Annotated in this window: 16 protein-coding genes and 1 pseudogene; 7 read left to right on the top strand and 10 right to left on the bottom strand. The window is 69.6% G+C overall.

Features of this window, described 5'->3' with window-relative positions; all coding sequences use genetic code 11:
- Window positions 1-188 (top strand): annotated as a pseudogene (locus VF106_RS18780) (acyl-CoA thioesterase); the annotation flags it as partial.
- A 55-nt stretch (window positions 189-243) separates the two neighbouring features.
- Here the strand turns inward: VF106_RS18780 and VF106_RS18775 are convergent.
- The 4 genes from VF106_RS18775 to VF106_RS18760 all read right to left on the bottom strand — a co-directional run bounded on the left by VF106_RS18775 (window position 244) and on the right by VF106_RS18760 (window position 3,157).
- Window positions 244-1,059, bottom strand: a complete 816-nt coding sequence (locus tag VF106_RS18775) for an alpha/beta fold hydrolase (RefSeq protein ID WP_330841042.1) — start codon at window positions 1,057-1,059, stop codon at window positions 244-246.
- Between the two features lie 74 nt (window positions 1,060-1,133).
- Window positions 1,134-2,222: a DUF6239 family natural product biosynthesis protein gene (locus VF106_RS18770; RefSeq protein WP_330841041.1), complete on the bottom strand. Its 1,089-nt coding sequence runs from the start codon at window positions 2,220-2,222 to the stop codon at window positions 1,134-1,136.
- Window positions 2,223-2,226: 4 nt separating this feature from the next.
- The gene (locus tag VF106_RS18765) at window positions 2,227-2,802 is read right to left on the bottom strand and encodes a hypothetical protein (RefSeq protein WP_330841040.1); all 576 of its coding nucleotides are present in this window, start codon (window positions 2,800-2,802) and stop codon (window positions 2,227-2,229) included.
- A 19-nt stretch (window positions 2,803-2,821) separates the two neighbouring features.
- Window positions 2,822-3,157: a hypothetical protein gene (locus tag VF106_RS18760; protein ID WP_330841039.1), complete on the bottom strand. Its 336-nt coding sequence runs from the start codon at window positions 3,155-3,157 to the stop codon at window positions 2,822-2,824.
- 301 nt (window positions 3,158-3,458) lie between these two features.
- Here VF106_RS18760 and VF106_RS18755 point away from each other — a divergent pair, with 301 nt between their 5' ends.
- The gene (locus tag VF106_RS18755) at window positions 3,459-4,721 is read left to right on the top strand and encodes a glycosyltransferase (RefSeq protein ID WP_330841038.1); all 1,263 of its coding nucleotides are present in this window, start codon (window positions 3,459-3,461) and stop codon (window positions 4,719-4,721) included.
- Window positions 4,722-4,771: 50 nt separating this feature from the next.
- Here VF106_RS18755 and VF106_RS18750 read toward each other — a convergent pair whose 3' ends face one another.
- Complete coding sequence (locus VF106_RS18750; protein WP_330841037.1) at window positions 4,772-5,569, bottom strand: HxlR-like winged helix-turn-helix transcriptional regulator; 798 nt, start codon at window positions 5,567-5,569, stop codon at window positions 4,772-4,774.
- Between the two features lie 226 nt (window positions 5,570-5,795).
- Between VF106_RS18750 and VF106_RS18745 the strand changes: the two genes are divergently transcribed.
- Complete coding sequence (locus tag VF106_RS18745) at window positions 5,796-8,879, top strand: AfsR/SARP family transcriptional regulator (RefSeq protein WP_330841036.1); 3,084 nt, start codon at window positions 5,796-5,798, stop codon at window positions 8,877-8,879.
- A gap of 68 nt (window positions 8,880-8,947) precedes the next feature.
- Here VF106_RS18745 and VF106_RS18740 read toward each other — a convergent pair whose 3' ends face one another.
- Window positions 8,948-9,070: a hypothetical protein gene (locus VF106_RS18740; RefSeq protein WP_330841035.1), complete on the bottom strand. Its 123-nt coding sequence runs from the start codon at window positions 9,068-9,070 to the stop codon at window positions 8,948-8,950.
- A 197-nt stretch (window positions 9,071-9,267) separates the two neighbouring features.
- Between VF106_RS18740 and VF106_RS18735 the strand changes: the two genes are divergently transcribed.
- The 4 genes from VF106_RS18735 (at window position 9,268) to VF106_RS18720 (ending at window position 12,478) form a co-directional block, all read left to right on the top strand.
- Window positions 9,268-10,230 carry a hypothetical protein gene (locus VF106_RS18735; protein WP_330841034.1) on the top strand — a complete coding sequence of 321 codons (963 nt, stop codon included), beginning with the start codon at window positions 9,268-9,270 and terminating at the stop codon, window positions 10,228-10,230.
- Between the two features lie 37 nt (window positions 10,231-10,267).
- Window positions 10,268-11,053 carry a hypothetical protein gene (locus VF106_RS18730; RefSeq protein ID WP_330841033.1) on the top strand — a complete coding sequence of 262 codons (786 nt, stop codon included), beginning with the start codon at window positions 10,268-10,270 and terminating at the stop codon, window positions 11,051-11,053.
- A gap of 65 nt (window positions 11,054-11,118) precedes the next feature.
- Window positions 11,119-11,391 carry a helix-turn-helix domain-containing protein gene (locus VF106_RS18725; protein WP_330841032.1) on the top strand — a complete coding sequence of 91 codons (273 nt, stop codon included), beginning with the start codon at window positions 11,119-11,121 and terminating at the stop codon, window positions 11,389-11,391.
- A 283-nt stretch (window positions 11,392-11,674) separates the two neighbouring features.
- Window positions 11,675-12,478, top strand: coding sequence for an AfsR/SARP family transcriptional regulator (locus VF106_RS18720; protein WP_330841031.1), 804 nt, complete (start codon window positions 11,675-11,677; stop codon window positions 12,476-12,478).
- A gap of 26 nt (window positions 12,479-12,504) precedes the next feature.
- On the opposite strand, the gene VF106_RS18715 is transcribed toward VF106_RS18720, so the two are convergent.
- Genes VF106_RS18715 through VF106_RS18700 form a run of 4 tightly spaced genes read right to left on the bottom strand, consistent with a single transcriptional unit; the run spans window position 12,505 to window position 15,269 of the window.
- Window positions 12,505-13,053 (bottom strand): carboxymuconolactone decarboxylase family protein, encoded by a 549-nt coding sequence (locus tag VF106_RS18715; RefSeq protein WP_330841030.1) that lies wholly within the window; start codon window positions 13,051-13,053, stop codon window positions 12,505-12,507.
- Entirely contained in the window at window positions 13,038-13,493 is a 456-nt protein-coding gene (locus VF106_RS18710; protein ID WP_330841029.1) for a DUF6187 family protein, read from the bottom strand. The genes VF106_RS18715 and VF106_RS18710 overlap by 16 nt, the downstream gene beginning before the upstream one ends.
- On the bottom strand, window positions 13,486-14,787 hold the full coding sequence (locus VF106_RS18705; protein WP_330841028.1) for an FAD-dependent monooxygenase: 1,302 nt from the start codon (window positions 14,785-14,787) through the stop codon (window positions 13,486-13,488). Before VF106_RS18705 ends, VF106_RS18710 begins: the two co-directional genes overlap by 8 nt.
- Complete coding sequence (locus VF106_RS18700) at window positions 14,784-15,269, bottom strand: DUF6423 family protein (RefSeq protein WP_330841046.1); 486 nt, start codon at window positions 15,267-15,269, stop codon at window positions 14,784-14,786. The genes VF106_RS18705 and VF106_RS18700 overlap by 4 nt, the downstream gene beginning before the upstream one ends.
- Between the last annotated feature and the right edge of the window lie 50 nt (window positions 15,270-15,319).

Here is a 15,319-nt window from a genome sequence, read left to right as displayed (position 1 = left end):
AGTTCACGTTTGATTATGTGCACTTGAGGGATGGTGTGGAGAGTCTGGTGGCTCGTGGGAAGCAGCGGATCGCGTGTATGCGTGGTCCGAACAACGCGACCGTGCCGACCAGGGTGCCCGTACAGCTCCGTGAAGCACTCGCCCCGTACAGCGTTCTACAGCCCACGACACAGAAGAACAGCGCCTGACCCCTGATACACGAAGGCCGGTCCCGTGCGGGACCGGCCTTCGTGCGCTGAACCGTCAGCCTGAGCTGAGCCATGTGCGGATCTCGTTCATCAACGGGATGGGCGCGTCATGATGGATCAGGTGACCGGCGTCGTCGACCAGTGCGAGGCCGGCGGCCGGGATCGCGTCGTGCAGTCTGTGGGCGATGTGTGTGGGGATCCAGGTGTCCTGCGTGCCCCACAGGATCCGCACCGGGATGGTGATGCTGGCCAGTCGCCGCTCGTTCTCCTCGAGGAAACGTTCGTCGTAGTCGGCGATCTGCCGGTAGAAGGCGCGTTGGCCGTCCTCACCGAGCCATGGCCGGGTGAGTGCGTCGAGATCGTCCTCGCGCAGGCCGCGGTGGCTCGCGCCCTGGATGTAGGCACGCACGATGGCGGTGTGGATGTAGGCCGGTAGTTGGCCCAGGACGTCCGGATGTTCTTGTACGAACCGGAAGAACGGTGAGCCGCTTGGCGGGATGGCGACGACGTCGACGAGCATGAGCGAGGCGTAGTCGACGCCCAGTGTCAGGTGGGTACGCAGGGACACGGCGCCGCCGAAGTCGTGGGCGATCACATGGGGCCGGTCAAGGCCCCAGTGCGCGAGCAGCGCCGCGAAGGCGTCGGCCTGGACACCGAAGTCCACGGGATGTCCGGCCTGTTTGGACGAGAGACCATAACCGGGCATGTCCCAGAGATGGACGGTGAAGTCCCGGCTCAACGCCTCGGCGAACGGCTGCCACAACAGCGACGACCACGGTGTGCCATGACAGAACACCACAGCCGGGCCCGTCCCTGCCCGCCCCCAGGCAATGTGCCGTCCCTGCCACTCGAAACGTTCCGTCAGCTCCATGCCCCGCCATGCTAGGCGCGGACCGATCACATTCGCCAGCTCGCTCCAGACACCGAGCCACCGCGGTCGCGGCACTAGGTCAGGCTCTGGGCCGATTCCCTTGCGGACAGCCAACTTTGGAACCCCGCCATGGACGGTGCGAGCGACGGGTACGCCGCGCGGTGCGCGGCCTCGTACCGTTGGAACGAATCGCTGGTAGTCAGGTTCGCCGGGGGTGACGCGGCCGAGGGGCATTCGATGGCACCGGTGAGTGCGCCCTTCACCAGCATCCGGCCCAGTAGGGCGTTCGCGCACTGCTGGCCGTTCGGGCCGGCGAGGTCGCGGAGCGCGGTCGCGCCGGTGCCGGTGTTCGTGGCGAACGAGCCGGTGTCGCGGCCGTCGCTCAGCCACAGTTCGGCGCGGCCGGGCGGGAGCTGGACGGGAAGCCAGCCGTTCGTGGGGCTGGCCAGGTTCGAGGGGTCGGCGCCGATCTCGAGGCTCGTGTCCACATGGACCAGGTTCCAGCCCGGCAGGTTCGGCACCACGATCACGTTCGCCTGGCGGGTGCCCACGGTGACGGTCGTGGTGCTCGCCAGGCCGGGAGTCGGCTCGGCCGGTCTTGTCACCACGGCCTGTCCTACCGCGCCGACCAGGCCGACCGCCAGCAGGCCGGCGCCGACGCGAGACGTCATCACACCGCGTTTCCGCGGCTTGGCCACGGTGAACCACGCCACCGCGACCAGGCCGAACACGACGCCGGTGTGCAGCAGGACCGGTTCCCACCCGTTGAGCCAGGCCTGTCCGAACCGCACGGCCGCCAGGAACGCCGCGGGCCAGAACAGCCAGAGTGCGTACCGGCGAGCCCGCGCGACCATCGTCGCGCGGGCCGGGTCCTGGGACAGGGCCAGATACAGCGGTACCGCCAGTGCCGCGAGCAGTAGTGGCACCGTCTGCTCCGGTACGGCCAGTCCGCCGGACAGCAACAGTTCCAGTGCCGCCGCACCGAAGGTGGCGGTCAGCACCGCGGTCGTGGTGCGCCGGTTCGGCTCACCGAGGAAACCGCGGAGCATCGCGAACGCGGCCGTGGACAGGACCGCGCCGAGCAACAGGACGCGCAGCCACAGTGGACCGAGGCTGAAGCCGCCGACGTCCAGGTGCCCGTGCTGTCCGCTGGCGACGGTCATCGGCTCAGGCGGGGGCGATCGCGTGTGCGCGTACCGCGCACCCACACCGCATCTGGGCCCGCTCCTGCTGGTTCGGTCGCATGTGGAGGATCATCGCGACGACCATCGGGACGAACACGATGGCGTTGTAGAACAGGTGCAGCTCGACCCGGGGGAACACCAGCTGCGCGACGCTCGTCGGCGCCGCCTTGCCGAGCAGGTTCGAGCCGGAAAGTGCCTGCAGCAGCAGGAGAAGGTGCTCGAGGTGGTGCCACACCTGGATCCACATCGATGCGTTCCACCACGTGCGTGCCCGGCCGGTGAACCCGTGCCGCAACGTGACCAGCGCCACCAGCATCACGATCGCGTACCCGTAGTGCAGCCACTCGGACTTCACCAGAACCGGGAAGGCCAGGCCGAGCATGCCGCCCGCCTGCGGCCGTGGCCAGCCGAGCACGTAGATCTGCCATGCCTGTGTGAGGTGCTCCGCCCAGTGCCCGATCACGATGACCAGGAAGATCATCAGCGCCGGCTTGTGGTAGCGGGTGTTGAGTAAGCCGTCCGCGCCGAGCAGGCGGCGGCTTTCGGTCGCGCTGGTCATCTCTGGTGCTCCCTCACGATCAGGCTGCCACCGAGCTGGGCAGCTCCGGCAGGTGAAACAGGGTGACGAACATGGACAGCAGTTCGGGCGCCCCGATGACCCTCACCTGCCCGCCGGCAAGCGCGTCCGCCGCACTGACCTCCCCGGTCAGCAGCGCCGTCAGGACTGGGCCTGCGTCGATCACGACGTCGGCGTCCGAGGTCGGCCCGCGGTGCACGGTGACCCGGTCGCCGTCGACCAAGGCATGGACGACCACGCCGGACGCGTGCACCTCGAAGCACACCCGGACATTCCGCGCCGCGCCGGCACGGAACGCCGCCCGCAGCGCGGTCCTCACCGAGTCCGACTGAGTCATCTCCGCTAGTCCAATCCGTTCCGGCCACACGGGACCGAGCAGACCCGCGACCGTGCGGTTCCATGGTCGGGCCGCGCCGTTCGTGACGCATCTCTGGGTTTGCGCGATTCCCCATGTCCCCAACCCACTTTCCCGGTCGTACCAGGCAGAACGCAATAGGCCGATCGACGCATCCCTGGGGAGCGGCGCACGATGGGAGTGGCCGCCCCGCCGCACTCTCACTAGACATGAGGCATGACCATGGTCCGTGTCGGACAGATGGAATGCCGGCCATGAATGATTCGCTCCGCAAGCTCCTCTCATGGTGACGCCGGCATGGGAACGTCGACCGGGCAGTGGCCGCAGGCTGGTGCACGTGAGCGCGGCCGCGCACGGAAGTGGGGTCGCCGAACTGCTCGCCGGTCTGGTGCCCGCACAGGCCGCGACCGGCATGTCCGTCGGATGGGCCGTGCTCGGCGGTGACCCGGAGTTCTTCGCGTTCACCCGGTACCTGCACCAACTGTTGCACGGCCGCGCCAACGCCATGACCGCGGAACGCCTCGGCACGTTCGCCACGCGCTACCGTGCCGTGCTCGCACCGCAGGCGGACTGGCTCGCCGAACAGCTCGCCCCCGGCGACGTCGTGGTACTGCACGACCCGGCCACGCTCGGCATGGCGTCGCGGCTGGCCGAGGCCGGGCTGGTGGTGGTGTGGCACTGCCACGCCGGCACCACCGACGAGCAGGCGTCCGGCCCACTGACCGTCTGGCACGCGTTCGCCGCCGAACTATCCGATGTGGACAAAGTGGTGACGACGCTGCCGGAGTTCGCGCCCCACATCGTGCCACCGGCGGACCGGCGGGTGTTCGCCCCGGCGGTCGACCCGCACTCGGCGAGGAACCGGCCGCTGTCGCGCGGCGAGATGGCCGAGTTGCTCGCACACCCCGGGCGCGTCGAGCAGGACGGGCCGCTGCCCGACGGCGCGCCGGTCGTGCTGCAGGTGGCGCGCTGGGATCCGCTCAAGGACATGCCGGGCGTCCTGCGCTGTGTCCCGGAGCTGCCGCCGGAGGTGCACGTCGTGCTGGCCGGCGCCGACCCCGAGACGACACCCGACGACCCGGACGGCCGGGCGGTCCTCGACGTGGTCCGCGGGATACGGGCTGGCCTGTCCCCCGCCGACCGCGCCAGGGTGCACCTGGTGCTGCCGGACGGGCAGGACCGCGAGCGGGCCCCGCTGGTGGTCAACGCACTGCAGCGGCGGGCGGACGTGGTGCTGCAGAAGAGCCTCGCGGAAGGCTTCGGCCTCACACTGACCGAGGCGATGCTCAAGGGCCGCGCGGTGGTCGCCGCCGACGTCGGCGGGCTGCGCCAGCAGATCTCCCCAGGGCACAACGGGCTGCTGGTGCGCCCCCGCGACCACGAGTCGGTGGTCCTCGCCGTGCGCACGCTGCTCGACGACCCACTGCTGCGCCGCAGGCTCGGCAGGCACGCCGCCGAGTCCGCGAGCCGCCGGTACCTGATGCCTCGGCTGGTCGCCGACTACCAGCGGTACGTGGTGTCGGATCCGCCGGCACGGGTGGCCTGACACAGAAGAATGCCCTGAGGGCGGACCCTCAGGGCATTCCGTCGACCGGCTCAGAGCATCGAGCGCTGCGGCAGCGCCTGGTAGGGCAGCGCGAACAGCGAGAGCAGCCGCTCCATGGCCTTCGGGTCGCCGTTCGTGTGGACCGTGCCCGTGGCCATGCCCTCCTCGAGGGACATCGCGCGCGTCAGCATGTCCTTCAGGTAGGGGCCGGGGTCGATCGACGGCGCGCCGGGCAGCGGACCGCGGCCGACCTCGAGCTGGCCGTCCTCGACGACCACGTGGATCACGATGTCGCCGAAGACCAGCTCGAACCGCTCGGACCGGCCGGCGGCCGCCTCGGAGACGAACGCCGCCCGCATGGCCACCATCAGCGAGTCCTCGGTGACGATGTCCTCCGGGCGCGGCTCGGCCAGCATCGCCGAACCCCACCGGCCGAACGCCAGCAGGATGTCCTCCAACCGCCGCCCGTAGGTGGTCAGCCGGTAGCGGTCCTGGCCGTCCGCGTCGGTGGTCCCGTCCTTCTCGAGGATGCCGGTGTACGCCAGCTCCCTGATCCGCATCGACAGCAGGTTCAACGGCACGCGGGGCAGGCCCCTCTGTAGCTCCGGTGCGGACTTGGGAGTCACCAGGAGGTCGCGCACCACGAGCATGCCCCACCGCTCGCCGACGGCCTCGATGGCACGGGAGAGGCCGCAGTACTGACCGTAGGTTCCCCGGGCGACGCCCTGCAGCTGGGACACCACCGAGTCGATGTCCGCGTCGGAACTGTTGGTGGTAAGCGAAAAACTCTCACCAGAGATCGTGAGGCCGTCCCCGTCCATGACCACTTTCCAGGCGGACTCCGTCATTGTCAGCGTCCAATCTCATCGAGCGTTCGACCAGGTAGCGGCGCCACTACCAGCTGGTGGTCTGGCTTGCGTCTCCCATGGTCCGGCTCCAGCGGTTCGAGACGCATCTTCCGGTTTGCGCGATGGCTGACCAGGAATACGAGCAGAATTAAAGTGGACGTATGGGAGACTCGGGCACCAGGCAGCCTGATCAAGGACGGGTCGGGAGGAGACTGGGGGGCGAGACGTGCTGGCACTGCGACTGCTCGGACCCCTGACGCTGTCGGTCGACGGCGAGGAGCGTGATCTCGGCGGCACCCGTCAGCGGGTGGTGCTGGCGATGCTGGCGCTCAACGCCAACCGGGTGGTCCCGATCGAGCAGCTCATCGACGCCGTCTGGGACACCGCACCGCCGACCACGGCCCGCGCGCAGATCCAGATCTGTGTCTCGGGGCTGCGCAGGGTGCTCGCCGGCGCGGAGGACACGGCACAGATCCGCACCCGCGCGCCCGGCTACCTGATCGAGATCGAAGAGGCCAACCTCGACGTCGCCCAGTTCTCGGGCCTCGTGACGTCCGCGCGGGGACATGTCGAGGCCAACCGGGTGTCCGAGGCGGTCGCCACGCTGCGCAGCGCGCTGTCGCTGTGGCGCGGTCCCGCGCTGGCCGGCATGTACTCGGAGTTGCTGCGCAGGGGCGCGGCCCAGCTCGAGGACGCCAAGATCGCCGCGATCATGGAGCGGATCCGGCTCGACCTCGCGCTCGGCCGGCACGAGGAGCTCGTCGGTGAACTGTTCGCGCTGGTCAAGGAACATCCGTTGCGGGAGCGGCTGTACGAGCACCTGATGCTCGCGCTGTACCGCTCCGGGCGCCAGGCCGAGGCACTGGAGGTGTGCCGGCGGGCACGGGCCACGTTGATGGAGGAGCTCGGCATCGAGCTCGGTCAGAGCGTGCGGCGGCTCGAGACCGCGATCCTCAACGGGGACCCCGAGCTGGACGCCGGCATGCGCGACGTGGGTGCCAGGGCCGTCGTGCACGCGGCCGAGCACCAGTCCGTGGTGCCCCGCCGGCTGCCGGCGAGCATCGCGGACTTCACCGGCCGCCAGGTCCAGCTCAACGAGATCAAGCGGGTGCTCGCCGAGCAGCAGGACGAGGGGTCGCTCGCCTACGGCATGCGCATCGTCTCGGTCTCCGGCAAGGGCGGGGTCGGCAAGTCCACCCTGGCGCTTCGCGCCGCGCACGAGCTGCGCGACGCCTTCCCCGACGGTCACCTCTACGGCGACCTGGAGTCCCCCGACGGGGAGGACCGGGTACGTGGCGTCCTCGCCAGGTTCCTGCGCGCGCTCGGCATCGACGGCAGCGCGATGCCCGACGACGACGAGGAGCGCGGCGAGCTGTACCGCAGTCGCGTGGCCAACCGGAAAGTGCTGGTGGTGCTGGACGGCGCCATGGACGAGGACCAGGTCATCCCTCTGCTGCCGGCCGGTCAGGGGTGCGCGGTGATCGTGACCAGCCGGGCGCGGCTGTCCGGCCTGCCCGGTGCGCACACCGTGGACATCGACGTGTTCGACGTGGACCGCTCGTTGGAGCTGCTCACCACGATCGTCGGCCCGGACCGGCTGCAGGCCGAGCCGGAGGCGACGCTCGAGCTGGTCAACCTCTGCGGCGGCCTTCCCCTGGCCATCAGGATCGCCGGCGCGAGGCTGGCCTCCCGGCCGCACTGGCGCATCGACGTGCTGGTCGCCCGGCTGCGCAACACGCTGCGCCGGCTCGACGAGCTGTCCTACCGCGGACTCGGGCTGCGTTCCAACATCGGCCTGAGCTACCGGACCCTGTCGAGCACCGAACGACGCCTGTTCCGCCGATTCGCGCTGCTCACCACCCACGACTTTCCCGGGTGGGCGGCCGCCGCGCTGCTCGACACGGACCCCTACGACGCCTACGAGGTCGTGGAGAGCCTGGTCGAGGCGCAGCTGCTGGAGACGGTGCAGTACCCGGGCGAGCGGCTGCGCTACCGGTTCCACGACCTGATCCGCGTGTACGCCACCGAACGGCTGCACGAGGAGGAGACCGAGGACGAGCGCACCGAGACGGTCGAGCGGCTGCTCGGCGCCTGGCTCGCGCGGGGAGAGCACGCGCACCGCAAGGAGTTCGGCGGCGACTACACGATCCTCCACGGCACCGCGCCCCGCTGGTCCGGCGCGGCCGGGCTGGAGGAGACCGACGAGATGGGCGACCAGATCGAGTGGCTGGAGGTCGAACGCCGCTCGCTCGTGTCGGCCGTCCACCTGGCCGCCGACAACGGGATGTCCGAGGCATGCTGGGACCTCGCGTTGACGGCGATGACGTTGTTCGAGGTCAAGGGACACTTCGACGACTGGCGCGAGACCGCGGAGCGTGCGCTCGCCTCGGCCGAGGAGGCGGGCAACGAGCGCGGCCGCGCCGCGATGATGTACTCGCTCGGCGCGATGTACTCCCAACAGACCCGGCTCAGCGAGGCCCAGCGCCACTTCACCGCCGCGATGGAGATCTTCGAGCGGGTGGGCGACGAGCACGGCTACGCGCTCGCGCTGCGCAACTCGGCGACCCTGGACCGCCTGCGCGACGGAGACGCGGCGATGGCGAAGTACGAGCTGGCGCTGGAGAAGATCCGCGTGTTCGGCGACCTGATCGGCGAGAGCTACATCCTGCAGAACATGGCCAAGGTGTGCATCGACAGCAGGGACGTCGTCGGTGCCCAGCGCCTGTTGGACGCCGCCCTCGCGTGCAACAGGAAGGCCGGCTACCTGCGCGGGGAGGCGATCGTCCTGCACCGGTTCGCCGAGTTGCACCTGCTCGTCAACCAGGTCGAGCAGGCGCACCAGGCGCTGAACCGGGTGCTGTTGATCGTGCGCGACATCGGCGACCGCATCGGCGAGGCACACGCGCTGTGCCGGCTGGGTGTGGTCCGCCAGCACTCCGGGCGGCTGGACAACGCCGAGACCACCCTGCAGCACGCGCTTTCCCTGGCCCAACAGGTCGGCGAGCGGATGGTCGCCGGGACGGCCCACTACGCCCTCGGCGAGATCGCGCTCGCCCGCGGCAAGGGCGCGGCGGGCACCGACCACGTCGACGCGGCGCTGGTCCTGTTCGAGGACCTGGGCGCCACGCTCTGGCGGGCCAAGGCGCTGATCCTCCGGTCGGACATCCACCAGGGCCGCGGCGAGGACGACCTGGCCGCGCATGGCCTCACCCAGGCCCTCGAGCTGCTGGGCACGGTGGACTCCGCCGAGGCCGTCCGGTTGCGCGGCGAGCTGGAGCGCAACCGCGGGAGTGCCATCATTCGCCGATAGCGACGCATGGCGGCAGGGCGGCTCCCCAGTAGCGCCCTGCCGCCGAAGTCATTTTGTCGCCGACGGCCTCACGGACAGACGATGTGCCAGTCGTGGTCGTTTTCCGTGTCGCACGTGTTGCTCTCCCCACCCGCCGTGCCGGCCGCCAGGAACATGGCGGACAGGCCGAGGAACAGGGCGGTCACAGGCATGACAATCTTGCGAAAAGCAGACACGGCGATGCCTCCGAAAACTGTGGCTGAGATATTTTCCAGCGGCGATAACCCCGCTTGAGAACAAGCCAACAACGCCCTGCCTTTGCTTGGCATTCAAGCTGTTTAAGAACCGCTATCGTCCGTCGATAGCGAGTGGATAAGGCGTCGGTAGAGCAATCCGGGAGATTACGCACATGGCTCGCGCACGCCAGGCCTCGTTGGACGGGACGGTTCTCCAGCTGCGCTCCCACGAGGTGTGGAGCGCGTTGGAGGCGACCGATCCCGTCGCGACGATGGCCGAGTACCTGATCGGCCGGGTCGTGCGGGCCACGGGACACGGTCGCCGCTCACCCGGCCGGCTCAGCTCGTGGCGTGAGCTGGGGGCGGACGGCGCGGAGCTCGTCCTGCTCGACGTCCCGGACGCCCCGGGGCCGTGCGTGGTGCCGGCACAGAGCCTGCGTGACTCGGTGGCGGCGGCGCTGACCGCGGTCGCCGCCCGCGAGCTGCTGATGTCCGCCGGCGTCACGATGGCCGTGTTCGGCCCGGCCGGCGTCGCACAGCCACAGCTGGCGGTCGTTGCCAGGCACGTGCCGGACATCAGCCACGTCGCGCTGTGCAGCGCCAGCATGGGTACGGAGCACGTGGAGCCGCGGCTCGCCGACCAGCTCGAGCTGTCCGGCATCGGGCTGTCGGTGGTGCCGACCGTCGCCGAGGCGGTGTTCGGCGCGAACCTGGTCATCGCGACCGACCACACCGCGACCGCGAACGACCTCGCGGAACTGCGGATCGACCAACTCGCACGCGGTGCTCTGCTGGTCAACGCCACGGGCACCGACCTGCCAAGTGACCTCGTCGACCAGGTGGACCAGATCTACGTCGACGACATGGGCCTGCTCGACCACTACCCGGAGCGCGACGTCGTCGCCGCGCACCAGGCGGAGCCGGCGGGCGGGGGCGTGGTCACACGCAGCGCCACGGACCGCCGGATCACCAGCGACCTCGCCCAGCTACTGACCGGTCGGCACTCCGTCCGGCGGGGCACCGGGGACATCGTGCTGGTGGAGCTGCTCGGAGTGCGCGAGCTCAACGCCGACCTCGCTTACCGGATCTACGAAGTCGCCACTCACACCGGCCTTGGTGTGCGGACCGCCAACTGAGATGACCGACCTTGCGCACGGACTGGGAGCGACCGTAATGGTGAGGCATCACGACCAACGGGACGACCACGACCAGCCGACCTGCCGCAGCCGGCGGCACGAGCCGGGCCAGGCTCCCCTGCTCGCCGCCGGCCTGATGATCTGCCCGACCTGCCGGGACCTCGCCGAGGACACCCTGATCGAGCTGCCATCGCTGTTCGAGCTGTGCGCGCACGCCCTCGATCTGCGGCCGAACGAGCCGAGGGAGCGGGTCAGCGGGCACCGGCCGAGGGGCATCGTGCTGCGCGACGCCGTGGTCTCGGTGCGTTCGGAGATCCTGGGCGTGCTCGGCGCCTGGTGCGGCCTGGTGACCACCGAGCGGGGCGTGCTCGCACCGGACGAGCTTGACATCCGCAAGCTCGTCGGCTTCCTCGCCATCCACGTGCACTGGCTGTTCGGCCACCCCGCGGCGCCGGACTTCGTCGACGAGCTGACCGACCTGACCGAGGCGGCGAACGAGGCGATGAAGCCCGAGGCGGCGTTCCGCGTCGCCGTGGGCACCTGCCTGCGCCCCGACTGCGACCGGACCGTGTACGCCGAGGCGCACCGGGAAGGCGGCGAGCCCTACGAGGTGAGCTGCGAGGCCGGTCACGTATGGGCCCCGGAGCACTGGCTCGCCCTGCGCGGCAAGCGAAACGGGAACAACGGCGCCCGTGCGAACGGCAAGACCAACGGCAGGACGAACGGGCACAGCAACGGAAAGCCCAACGGAAAGACCAACGGGCACGGCACCCCTCGGGTGAACGGACACGTGAACGGCCACGGCCCGGGAGGCGTGGAATGAGACACCCTCTGTCAACCTCGAGGTCACACCAGGCCGAGTGCTTCGGAGCCGCGCCTCAGGGGAACGTGACGCAAGCCAGCCACAAGTACGTGACCAAACAGAACCCTCCGTCCCCCGACGCAACCAACACCTTGAATTCCGGGGAGGCGGAACAGCGCCAGCGACGGACGGTGCCCACCCAGCTCGCCGCGATGCTCGCCGGCGTCACCGAGGCCACCATCCGCAAGTGGGCGAGCCGGGGCAAGCTCACGCGCTACGGCCGGCCCGGCCGCGCCGAGTACGACATCGACGAACTCTACGAACTGGTCGTCGAGCCGGGGGGCAAAAACACCGTGTGACGACAACCGTTCATTTATCTCACCGACAAATCGCCGACCTCGTTGATTTGTGTCTTCGCGCAGCCCGGACAATTCTGTGTCCGGGCTGCGTTTGTTGTGGTGCGATTCTCATTGCGTACTCGACGCCCGCTTGACAGGCTCTGTCGGATCTGTCACGCTTTTCTTGGGATTCGCGCGCCCGCACAAAAATCGAGCGCTATCTGATCCGTACAAGAATTGCCCACCCACTACCGTCGGGTGGGCAATTCGTCATGCAACGAACCAAATGGGAAAAGGTTTCGTCATGCGAGTTGAGATCAAGGTTCTCGGCCCTCTGGAGGTTTCCGTAGGCGGTGTCTCGATCGTGCCCACCGCGAGCAAGCCCAGCCAACTGCTGGCCCTGCTCGCGCTCAACGCGGGCCATGTCGTCACGCTCTCGGCGTTGACCAACGAGATCTGGGACTACGAACCGCCACGCAGCGGAGTGCCGACTTTGCACACCTACATACTGAAGTTACGCCGGAAGTTGCAGGACGCCCTGGCCGGGGAAGGGGGTGTCACCTCGAAGGACATCCTCATCACGCGCCGCTCGGGATACCTGCTCAACCTGGAACCGGCCGCCGTCGACGCGGTCCGCTACGACCGGCTGTCCGCCGAAGGCCGCCAGGCCGTCAACGAGAACGACCACGAACGCGCGTCGCGGACGCTGGGCGAGGCCCTGCGGCTGTGGCGTGGCTCCGCACTCGCCGACGTGCCAACCGGTCCCCAACTGGCCATCGAGGCCATGCGGCTGGAGGAGAACCGGCTGGGTGACCTGCACCTGCGGATCGAGGCCGACCTGCGGCTCGGGCGACACCACCAGTTGCTCGGTGAGCTCGCCACCCTGTGTGCGCGCCACCCGCTGCTGGAGAACTTCTGCACACAGCACATGGTGGCGCTCTACCGCTGCGGGCGGCAGAGCCAGGCCCTGGAGGCGTTCCGGCGGCTGCGGGGCAACATGGTGGAACAGCTGGGGGTCGAGCCGTCGCCACGGGTGCGGCAGCTTCACCACGGGATCCTGACGGGGCAGGCAGTGATCGACGACCCGAACTTCGTGTTCAACCGCTGACAGAACGACGACTGGGGGGCCGCCGGTCACGCTTCCAGCAAGCGATTCAGGCCGGCGTAGCCCACCTCTTTGAGCCGCTGACCGGACGTGGCGAAGTACTCGGGACCGGCCTTGATGCCGTGGCCCTCGACCATCCGGTTCATGAAGTTGAACAGCGCGCACACCATCACCGCGGAGTGCAGCGCGTTCTCGTCCCAGCCCGCCGCGAGCACCTCCTCGGCGTCGGCGCGTGTGACGGCTGCTGGCGTGCGGGTCAGCTTGCCGACGTAGCGCAGCACAGGACGCATGTTCTCCGGGACAGGTGCACTGTCCACATCGACGACCGCCGCCGGGATGGCGCCTTCCGCCACACCACACGCCTCGGCGGTCACCGTGTGCACGCCGTGGCAGTAACCACAGGAGTTGACGCCGGACACGTACGCCGCGATCAGCTCGCGTTCCGCCACCGAGAACGGGGACGGGCCACGCATGACGACCTCGTGGTAGTCCAGCAGTGGCCGGGAGGTCTCCGGGTGGAGCTTGAAGACGTCCATCAGCACCGCGTCGTCAGGAAGGGAACTCAGGTAGGACAACATTCCTCCGCGATCTTGGTGATCTCCTCCGGCCGCGACCAGCATGCCGTCAGGTAGACCCGTTCCGCAGCGCCATTCGTGCTCAGTTGCGGGAACTCGTCCCCGGCCGCCGCGACCGCGCGGGCGGTCGACTCCCACAGTTGGCGCAGTGCCGCCGACCGTGTGCCGGAACCGAGATCCACACTCCCCTCACAGGCGACGCGCCACCGTTGCGCGCCCGCGGCGACGGCGTCGGAGAACGTGAGGCCCGGGCGCGCGTCGTGGCGCAGCTGGTCCACCAGCAGCGTCACCGTGGCCGGGTCGGCCGCCGGGTCACGGGTCGCCACGCCAAGGCCCGCGAGCAGCCGGTCCGGGGCGAGCCCCATCAACAGCACCCCGACCTCCGTGTCGGGATCGTCGTCGACCGAGGGAAGGGAGAAGATCGTGTCATACCGCTCAGACATGCACGGCCGCCTTCTCGTGGACGCGTGCGGCGATGGTCGCGGCGATCCGTGCGGTGGCCACCCGGTGCCCGTCGATGTTGCGTCCCGCCGGGCCGAGCACCATGCACGCTGCGGCGCCCGCGGCGAACACCCTCGGCGCGCGCTGGTAGGCGAGCGTCCGCTCGTCGAGGTCCGGCCAGCCGTCGCGGGCGCCGACCAGCTCGTCGGACATCAGTCCCCCGCCGATCGACGGCACGGTGCCGAGCGCGAGCGTGGTGTGGTCGCCCGACACGAGGCGGCCGTCCGTGAGCTCGACGCCCTTGGCGTGCACAGCGCCGATGTCCGTGCCGCGGTGCACGGTCAACCGGCCGTCCGCCTGTGCCGCCTCGAAAAGCGGGCGGAACTCGAACATCACCGACGCCCGCCGCTGACGGCCCATCAACGCGAGCCGGTCCGCCCACGGCACCGGCGCGCGGAAGCTGTCGAAGCGGGCCCTGCCCTCTGCGCGGAAGAACGACGCGTTCACGTCCGAGCACTGGTACCGCTCGTTCTCGCCGCGCATCACCCACTCCACGCGGGCGCCTCGGTCGAGCGCGTTGTGGATCAGGTGTGCGGCGGTCAGCCCGGCGCCGACGACCACCTCGCGCTCCGCGCCGGCCGGCACCGTCTCGTCCCAGTAGCCGATCTCCTCCGGGCGCGTTCCGGTCCACCAGTTCCCCGGCGCGTCCCGGCGTTCCTCACCGAGGCACAGCACGACCTGACCGGCGTCGATCCGGAAATCCGCACCGCGTACGGTGACGCGTTCGCCGTTCGGCTCGACCGAGGAGACGTCGCGCCGCCAGAGCCGCCCGGTCACCCCGTGGATGGCCGCGGTGTGGTGGCAGTAGGCCTCGAACACGTCGACCGGCACCACCGACCGGTGCCCTGCCTGGGACATCCGGATCTCGCGGCGCTCGATGGGTGTCAGCAGCGACCAGTGCAGTCGCGCGAAGTCACGCAGCTCGCAGTCCCGGTAGCCCTCGACGCCCGGATGGTGTTCGTAGGGCGAGCGCAGGACCCGCTGTTCCAGCCGGTCCACCCGCTCGAAGAACCGCGAGACCGGCTTGCCGGTGCGGTCGAGCACCACGACGTCGGGTATCCCCAGGTGCCACAGCGCAGCGGCGACCGCGAGACCAGCGGGTCCCGCGCCGACGATCACGACGTCGGCGACCTCCGGGAGGGTCGCCGCCTCGTCGTTGGCGGGTTCGGGATAACGCGGCCAGTCTCGGTGTCGCGGCGAACGCAGGACACGGGGATGTGGGACGAAAGTGGTCACCCGATGACCGTGACCGGCACGATCACCTCGATGGCAGGCCGACCGGGCATGCCGTCGGTGACCATCCGCTGCAACGCGTCCTCGGACTCCTCCGCGGTAGCGGAGGAGATCGGGCTGTACCGGGCGTGCGAGTACGCGGGCCGCCGGCTCTCGGTCTCGATCTCGAAGACCTTCAGCACGGCCTCGCCGGGCCGCACCTCGCCGTCGAAGAACGTGAGACGGCGCTGGTCGGGGGTGAGGAAGGTCTTCCTGAACTGGCGGGACATGACCATCGCCTCGCCGCCGTCGACGAAGTGCGAGTCCTCGTCGGTGGTCACCTGCATGGCCACCCAGGTCTGGTCGGTGAGGTTGGTCTCCGACTTGATGACCTGCCACCGGCCGGGCTCCGGCAGGTTGATCGCCACCGAGACGTCGTAGTCGACCACGTCGATCGCGCCGGAGATCATCAGCACGCGTCGACGCACGTCGGCCACGCCGGCCATCTGGATGTCCCTGGCCCGTACGCGCCCGGACACGTCTAAGCCGGGTACCT

This window comes from Actinophytocola sp., from assembly GCF_036378875.1.
GTDB lineage: Bacteria > Actinomycetota > Actinomycetes > Mycobacteriales > Pseudonocardiaceae > Actinophytocola.
This window is presented reverse-complemented; position numbering and strand designations above follow the sequence as displayed.